We start from the raw sequence: 7,393 nt of genomic DNA on the forward strand, positions 1-7,393 counted from the left end.
ATTAGCTGCAAACATGTAGAGCCCCATCCAGCTAAGCATCAAGTCCATCAGCACACCAGATGCGCCCAACATCAACCCAAACCGCCACGTACCCTGGTAACGCCACCAGCAAGCTAGCAACAAAATAACCAGAAGCCAGACAAACTGTCCCTGACCTATCACCGCCAGTAACCAATAAACATTGAAGATCAAACCAATAATCAGTAATTGACGAACAGGCATATAACCTCCAGTTTGAAACGGCTATTCACGCCATCCCGAACGACTGGCAACGAGCTGAACGGTACTGATGCTTCGCTCTAAAAAACCACCTTCGCAATAGCAAAGATAAAACCGCCACATTCGGATGAACCTATTATCAAATCCTTGCTCTATGAGCTTCTCGATACTGTCGTTAAAGTTGTGATGCCAGTCTGCCAGTGTCTTCGCATAGTCCATGCCGATATCTTTAATATCGCGAATAATGAAATCACTATGTTCGGTCATTTGATTGGCGACTGTGGTCACTGACGGTAAGAAGCCTCCTGGAAAAATGTACTTCTGGATAAAGTCGACGCCTTTGCTATAGCTATCGTAACGCTGGTCATTCATCGTTATCGCCTGGATAGCAAACAACCCATCAGGCTTTAGCAAGGACTGACATTTTTGAATGTATGTTGTCAGATACTCCTTACCCACAGCTTCTATCATTTCAACCGAGACAATTTTATCGTACTGGCCGCTCAGTTCCCGGTAATCACTAAGTAGCAAGGTTATCTTGTCAGACAGCCCCTCCTGCTCTATTCGTTCTTTGGCCCATTGGTGCTGCGCATCAGAGATTGTTGTAGTCGTCACTTTGCAGCCATAATACTTAGCTGCATGTATCGCCAATGCTCCCCATCCAGTGCCGATTTCCAGCAAGTGGTCTGATTCAGTCAAGTTCAGCTTGCGACATAGCCTGTCCATCTTGTTGATCTGTGCCTGAAATAATTCCTGATGCTTATCATCGTAGATGGCGGCCGAATAAAGCATGTTATGGTCTAAAAAGGTACGGTAGAAATCATTACCCAGATCATAATGCGCCAAAATATTTTGCTTGGCCGCCTCCTTGCTGTTGCGGCGAGTTCGGTGCAACCACTTATCCTTCAGCGTACTCAGCCAACTCATTCTGGCTTCGAGTCGTTCCATTACAGCCGGGTTTTTGGCTATCACCCTCACAACCAGGGTGACATCGGGAGAATCCCACCAACCATCAATATATGCTTCACCCGCTGCAATACTTCCGCCAGAGAGCAGCCGCTTATAGAAACCAAGATGTTGAATTATCAGTTGCGCCTGGCAGTTGGCCTGACGTTCACCGAAAAAAAACGTATCTCCACTCTGCTCTACAACAGTAAGACCGGCCCCTTCAAGCTGTTCAAGTGCCTTGAACACCACTTTGCGAGCAATACTCTCTGTTCCCGTCATCACCAACTCAGAACGCTTCACATCACTATTAAACATAATTAGCCTCTTATTTACTGTTCCATTCTTGATTTGACGGAATCTGCTTGCTTGGTGAATGACTGTAGAAAGGCGCACCTTTCAGCCACAGCCTCAATGCCTGCCAATAAATACCAACTACTATTTTTATTGCTTGAACCGGAGTGCTGAAAATCAACTGCCAGAGCACTTTGGTGGTAAAGGGCCGACGTTTCATTGCCATGGTGGCATCCATGATGTTTTTGCCACTTTCTATAGAGCGAATATCCAGGTGGACAACCAGTTGTTTCTCGGGAGCCTTAAGTCGCCAATGGTACGCCTGGTCCATTGGATTGAATGGCGAGACATGAAAAGCCTTCTGATTGTGATAGGTTGAGCCAGCCGGTACAGCGTAGTAATGCCTTTCGTTCCAAGGGGTATTGCTAACTTCTGCCAATACCCAGCGCCAGTTATCCTGCTCGTCATAGAGGTAATACATATTCAGCGGGCTAAAATACAGTCCGGCATAACGTAGCTGACAGAGCATCATGACTCGCCCCTGAACTCGCTCTCCAGTCAGGCTCTCGACCTTAGTAATCACAGCCTGCTTTAATGATTGAGGGGCGATATCGCTAACCTGCTTTTGTGAACTTGGATCATTCATAAAATCCAGTGGTCGAAAACGGGCGAAATTCAATACGCTCGAGCCAAACCCTTTCACCGTTCTTTGTAGTTCTTCGAGCTCATCAATATCAATCAAGGGCATAAACATCGGATAACTAAAGCTATGCTTTACCGGTGTAAACCGTCGATGTCTGACAGTGCCAACATACAGCCCGCTATTCATAACTTTCACCCTCAACAGCTGCTGAACGATGACGGTTCTCTGATTCAACTTCAACTAGGTTTGCTATGCCATCAACAACATCAAGTGCACTTCGAACACCGTCTTCATGGAATCCGTTATACCAATAGGCTCCGCAATACCATGTGTTTTGAACCCCATTAATACCGCTTCTGGCCTGCTGCGCCAGCATGCTTGATGTGGAAAACACAGGATGCGCGTAAGTAAAACGACGAAGTATTTTTTCGGGGGCTATCCGCTCTGTTTGGTTTAAGGTGACACAAAACGTCTCTGGAGATGAAATATTCTGGAGAATATTCATGTTGTAGGTCAGACTGGCCAACTTATTATCTCTTAATTGCCCATTTTCAACATTGGGACCAAGGTGATAATTCCAGGCCGCCCATGCAGCTCGTGACTGAGGCAACATATTGGTATCGGTATGAAGCACAACCTCATTATCATGATACTCCATGGCTCCGAGTATCCGCTGCTCGTCAGGTGTCGCATCTGCCAACATCGACAAAGCCTGATCACTATGGCTGGCGAATATCACCTGGTCATAGGCTTCGCGGCTATGTTCTGTTTCGACGATGACATTCCCTTGCTGACGAATGACCTTTTTAACTGGTTGGTTCAATCGTATTTTGTCACGGAAAGGAACAATCAGTTTCTTGATATACTCTCGTGAACCACCCGGAATAACATACCACTGTGGGCGATTAGTCACTTCAAGTAACCCATGGTTACGAAAGAAGCGGATAAAGAAAGATAACGGAAACGCACGCATGTCGGATAAGGTCGATGACCAGATGGCTGCTCCCATAGGTAGGATATAATTTTCGGAAAAGTACTGGCTGAACTGATACTGCCCCAGAAACTCGCCCAAGGTTCTGCTTGGCTCATCGTTCAAATCAACCGTTCGTGCCAACTTGTTAAAGCGCAGGATTTCATAAATAAAATACAAGAATTTCGGGTTAGCCAAATTGCGCTTCTGGGCAAACATAGATGGCAGGCTATGGCCGTTATATTCCAATCCGTTACTGTCATTATGAATACTGAAACTCATCTCAGTCGGATCACCGCTAATGCCAATTTCCGACAATAACCGCTCAAATCTCGGATAGGTACGATCATTAAAGACAATAAAGCCAGTATCGATAGCGTACTCTCCGCTCGCTACCGACACATCGACAGTAGCAGTATGGCCGCCAATATAATCATTTGCTTCATAGACAGAAATATCGTGCTGACGATGCAGATGCCACGCACATGTTAATCCTGATATTCCAGTACCGATAATGGCTATTTTCATGTTTATTTTCCTGTCATTCGTTTAACCACAGCCAACTGAAACCGAGTCGGCAATAGTGCAATCGTTTTAAGAAATAAGCTGAATTTAAGTGGGAAATGAATTTCTGCTTTTCCGGCAGCAATCCCTTTTCGGATTGCTGCCGACGCATATTGCGTTGTCACCAGCATGGGCATGGCAAAGTCATTTTTATCAGTTAAAGGCGTTTTCACAAACCCCGGGCTGACCAGTGTTACCTTGACACCTTTTTTTGCCAAATCGATAGCAAGCGTATTTGCAATATAGGCAACGGCCGCTTTTGAAGCGCCATATGCCTCCGCCCGAGGCAGCGGTATATAAGATGCGGTAGAGCCAATAATCACCAATTGTGTGTCTGCATCAAAACTATGTTGTAAAGCTTGAATACAATTGAGCAGCCCGTAGAGATTGACATCGAAAACACGTTTGAATAAAGCAACATCAATTTCTCCGTGCTCGATATATTCGCACGTGCCAGCATTTAAAATAATAAGCTTGGGAACCTGTGGCAATGAGGCCAAGGCCTGAGTAACATCATCTATATTTGTAACATCAAACCTAACCGGATGAATATTACTCCCACGTTCACTAAGAGATGCTAACCGCTGCTGAGATTGCCCGCAGGCATAGACTTGACAGCCTTGCTCTGCATAATCAATAGCAAGCTGCTCGCCAATCCCCGAGCTTGCACCGGTAATTAATACTTGTTCCATCATCACATACTCACTTTTATCCGACGGATAACAGAGCCTAGAATCGGCACACCTTCGTAGACCATTTCCCCCATGTCGAAATAATCCCGATGATAAATAACGCGTTGGTCCTTATATTCAAGCCTTGAGCACCCTCTAACAGAGCGGGGCTTCCCCCCCGCAATACGAGGGTGGCTGAATGTCATTGTCCATTGTATGTAAGCTATATTTTGCGCTGATAATGTATCGTGAACTTCAAACTGGCACTCATTGACAGTTCTAAAGAGTCGGGTGAAATAATCGTGTAGATTAGGCCAACCAACCATCTTATGGGCAGGGTCTTCGAAGGTCACATCAGCATGATAGAGTGCTTCCAACTCGATTAAATTATGCTTGGTAAGTTGGTTATAGGTATCGACAAATTTAGCCGTCAAAGCCCCTGACTGATCAGCCATATATTACTCCTCAACATAATAAATCAGCACCCTGCCCGGTTTGATTATTGGGCTTCGTCCATTAGAGATTTAGCTGTTTTAAATACTTCTATCGCTCTTATTCTCGCCGTTTTATGATCAACAATCGGTTTCGGATAATTCAGAGTATCAGCCTTGTCCCACAAAGACGGCTGATGAATATATTTATCAGGCACGTCTCGTAATTCATGTATCCAAGTACGGATAAAGCGACCATCTGGATCAAATCGTTCGCCCTGAACTGTCGGATTAAATACCCTGAAATAAGGTTGTGCATCCGTGCCAGTCGAAGCCGCCCATTGCCAGCCGCCATTGTTAGACGCGAGATCACCATCAATCAGTTGGGACATAAACCATTGCTCACCACGTTGCCAATGAATAAGCAGATCTTTGGTCAAAAAACTCGCGGTTATCATCCTCAACCTGTTGTGCATCCAACCTGTTTGCTTAAGCTGTCTCATCGCAGCATCAACGATCGGATAACCCGTCTTGCCCTGCTGCCAAGCGGTTAGCATCGACTCAGACTGGTCCCAGGCCACATGACGAGTCCAGTCAAGGAAAGGTTGCTCACGGCTTAGTTTCGGCCAAGCCACAATTAAGTGACGGTAGAATTCTCGCCAGATGATTTCATTTAACCAGCTAAATGCCCCGCTATTGGGTTCATCCAGGCACTGCGGAAACTCAGCTAGCAACGCAGCCATACACTGACGCGCCGACAATGCCCCTACGCACAGGTAAGGTGACAAGCAACTTGTCCCGTCTACAGACGGTATATCTCTTTGTTGATGATAAGCCGCCGCTTTTTCCTGGCAAAACAGGCGAAGCCGCTGTTTGATCGTCTCTTCATCCACCGTCCAGCGAACACTGTCTTCAAGCGGATAGGTAAATGAAACCGTATGTTCAGGTTGTGCGTTATCTACAAAAGAGTTAGCTTGCAATTTTTCAGGCGTTATTTGGACCGTTGGCGTTTCTAGTAAAAAAACCTTTAGCCATTCACGCCTGAAAGGGGTGAAAACCCTGAAGGGCTGACGATTTCTGGTCAGCACCTTACCCGGCGCAATAATGCAGTCATCATCAAATGAGCTAAATCGTATATTGTGATTCCCTAGCTGAGCAGCGGTCATTTCATCACGCTGACACTCGTTCCACTCATATTGCTTATTACAATAAACTTGGCTGATATTGTGAGATACAGACAAATCGGTAACCGCCTGCGCCGCTTTCTCGAAGTCATCCACCTCGATAATAACTAACGGTATATTAAGTTCAGATAATTGCTGTCTGAGTACAACCAAACGCCGGCGAATAAAGTCTGCTTTTATCGGAGCAACATCGTGGTCCCGCCATTGCAACGGCGTCGAGACAAAGACGGCAAGTATGTTTTTACAATCACGTGTTGCAGCTATGAGTGCCGTATTATCAACAACCCTCAGATCAGAACGAAACCAAATTAAGCCCGCTCTGTTATTAGTGGCAGACCCATTGTTATTTTCTACCGCTTGAACAACCATAGTACTAGCTCCGATTCCATCATTAAGGGCCAACAAGAACGTCTTTATGAATTGTTCTGATGCTGCCAACAAGCTCGAAAGAGCATTGCGCACTGGCCGCCAACTTAGTTAATTGCTCCAAGTTACTTGCCGATATACGTCTTTCACCAATAACAACAACTTTGCTCACCTTTAATGCCTCCAATGCTGAACCAAGAGAGGTTAATCGTCCATCTAACGAACCAAGCACAGTGACGTTGTAACCCAAATCGGTTAATAACCAAGCCTGCAGCCACATTCGATAGTCGTCCGGATGGTCAAAACTCAATAAATAGCACAACTTTGATGAGCGCTTTTTGGCTTGGGTAATTAACGCAATACAACGTTGCATAATAGACGATTGCCAAAGAGATAATTGAATGCTCACCAATGGGTTCTCTGCTTTTTTTATCTCACTTTCCACAGGATTCACAATATGCGTAATAAAGACATCAAGTGGATATTCTTTCATTATCTGGATTAGCAGCTTATCTAGTTTGGCACCATTACAATCGATTAAAGCTGATAATAAAGAATCAACAGACTTTTTATTCTCTGGCTGTTCACTCTCTTTCTCTTCATCGTGTGCCCCTTCAATAAGTGGACGCACTTTACCAATGGCGACCCCTTTTTCCAGCCAAGATAAAATAAGACGTATCTTCTCAATGTCTTGTTCAGAATATAAACGGTGGCCCTTTTCGGTTCTTTTCGGGTTTAGCAAACCATAACGTCTTTGCCACGCCCTCAAGGTTACGGAATTCACACCCGTTATATCTGAGACATCTTTTATAGCGTAATATCGTTCTTCACAATCCATAACGTAACTTCAACTCCTCAGGATATGGATTTAAAAATGTTTGTAACTGTAGATACGGATCTGGGTATTCTTTCAGATAATGTTTAATTAGAGCTAAAGGAGCGAGAATAGGCTGATTACCTTCGCGATAACTCATTATCAATTCAGCTAACTCTTGTTTTTGCATTTTCGTCAACGAGCGTTTGAAATACCCTTGAAGATGCATTAATACATTGGTGTTATTCTTCTTGCTTGCCCTGTTTTTTATCGCGTCCATAAATTGCTGGCG

At 44.9% G+C, this 7,393-nt stretch carries 8 protein-coding genes and 1 pseudogene; all 9 read right to left on the minus strand.

All coding sequences use genetic code 11. From position 1 onward, the window contains the following. Positions 1–222, minus strand: a pseudogene (locus MHN01_RS10880) (DUF2878 family protein); the annotation flags it as partial. Positions 223–243: 21 nt separating this feature from the next. Continuing rightward, positions 244–1,482: a cyclopropane-fatty-acyl-phospholipid synthase family protein gene (locus MHN01_RS10885; RefSeq protein ID WP_239411372.1), complete on the minus strand. Its 1,239-nt coding sequence runs from the start codon at positions 1,480–1,482 to the stop codon at positions 244–246. 10 nt (positions 1,483–1,492) lie between these two features. Next, on the minus strand, positions 1,493–2,287 hold the full coding sequence (locus MHN01_RS10890; RefSeq protein ID WP_239411373.1) for a DUF1365 domain-containing protein: 795 nt from the start codon (positions 2,285–2,287) through the stop codon (positions 1,493–1,495). After that, entirely contained in the window at positions 2,280–3,599 is a 1,320-nt protein-coding gene (locus MHN01_RS10895; protein ID WP_239411374.1) for an NAD(P)/FAD-dependent oxidoreductase, read from the minus strand. The genes MHN01_RS10890 and MHN01_RS10895 overlap by 8 nt, the downstream gene beginning before the upstream one ends. A gap of 2 nt (positions 3,600–3,601) precedes the next feature. Continuing rightward, the gene (locus tag MHN01_RS10900; protein WP_239411378.1) at positions 3,602–4,327 is read right to left on the minus strand and encodes an SDR family NAD(P)-dependent oxidoreductase; all 726 of its coding nucleotides are present in this window, start codon (positions 4,325–4,327) and stop codon (positions 3,602–3,604) included. Positions 4,328–4,329: 2 nt separating this feature from the next. Continuing rightward, the gene (locus MHN01_RS10905; protein ID WP_239411375.1) at positions 4,330–4,761 is read right to left on the minus strand and encodes a nuclear transport factor 2 family protein; all 432 of its coding nucleotides are present in this window, start codon (positions 4,759–4,761) and stop codon (positions 4,330–4,332) included. A gap of 44 nt (positions 4,762–4,805) precedes the next feature. Continuing rightward, positions 4,806–6,290, minus strand: a complete 1,485-nt coding sequence (gene phrB, locus MHN01_RS10910) for a deoxyribodipyrimidine photo-lyase (protein ID WP_239411379.1) — start codon at positions 6,288–6,290, stop codon at positions 4,806–4,808. Positions 6,291–6,312: 22 nt separating this feature from the next. After that, a complete protein-coding gene (locus MHN01_RS10915) occupies positions 6,313–7,125 on the minus strand; it encodes a MerR family transcriptional regulator (protein WP_239411376.1) in 813 nt (270 codons plus the stop codon). Continuing rightward, positions 7,115–7,393: DUF1722 domain-containing protein (locus MHN01_RS10920; protein WP_239411377.1), on the minus strand; the 279-nt coding region annotated here is incomplete at its 5' end. The genes MHN01_RS10920 and MHN01_RS10915, both read right to left, overlap by 11 nt.

It is taken from the genome of Photobacterium sp. OFAV2-7, from assembly GCF_022347985.1.
GTDB lineage: Bacteria > Pseudomonadota > Gammaproteobacteria > Enterobacterales > Vibrionaceae > Photobacterium.

Bases quoted from the DNA above. Each gene is read 5' to 3' on its own strand.
- MHN01_RS10905 (WP_239411375.1), bottom strand. From the start codon at position 4,761: ATGGCTGATCAGTCAGGGGCTTTGACGGCTAAATTTGTCGATACCTAT.
- MHN01_RS10900 (WP_239411378.1), bottom strand. From the start codon at position 4,327: ATGGAACAAGTATTAATTACCGGTGCAAGCTCGGGGATTGGCGAGCAG.
- MHN01_RS10885 (WP_239411372.1), bottom strand. From the start codon at position 1,482: ATGTTTAATAGTGATGTGAAGCGTTCTGAGTTGGTGATGACGGGAACA.
- phrB (WP_239411379.1), bottom strand. From the start codon at position 6,290: ATGGTTGTTCAAGCGGTAGAAAATAACAATGGGTCTGCCACTAATAAC.
- MHN01_RS10890 (WP_239411373.1), bottom strand. From the start codon at position 2,287: ATGAATAGCGGGCTGTATGTTGGCACTGTCAGACATCGACGGTTTACA.
- MHN01_RS10915 (WP_239411376.1), bottom strand. From the start codon at position 7,125: ATGGATTGTGAAGAACGATATTACGCTATAAAAGATGTCTCAGATATA.
- MHN01_RS10895 (WP_239411374.1), bottom strand. From the start codon at position 3,599: ATGAAAATAGCCATTATCGGTACTGGAATATCAGGATTAACATGTGCG.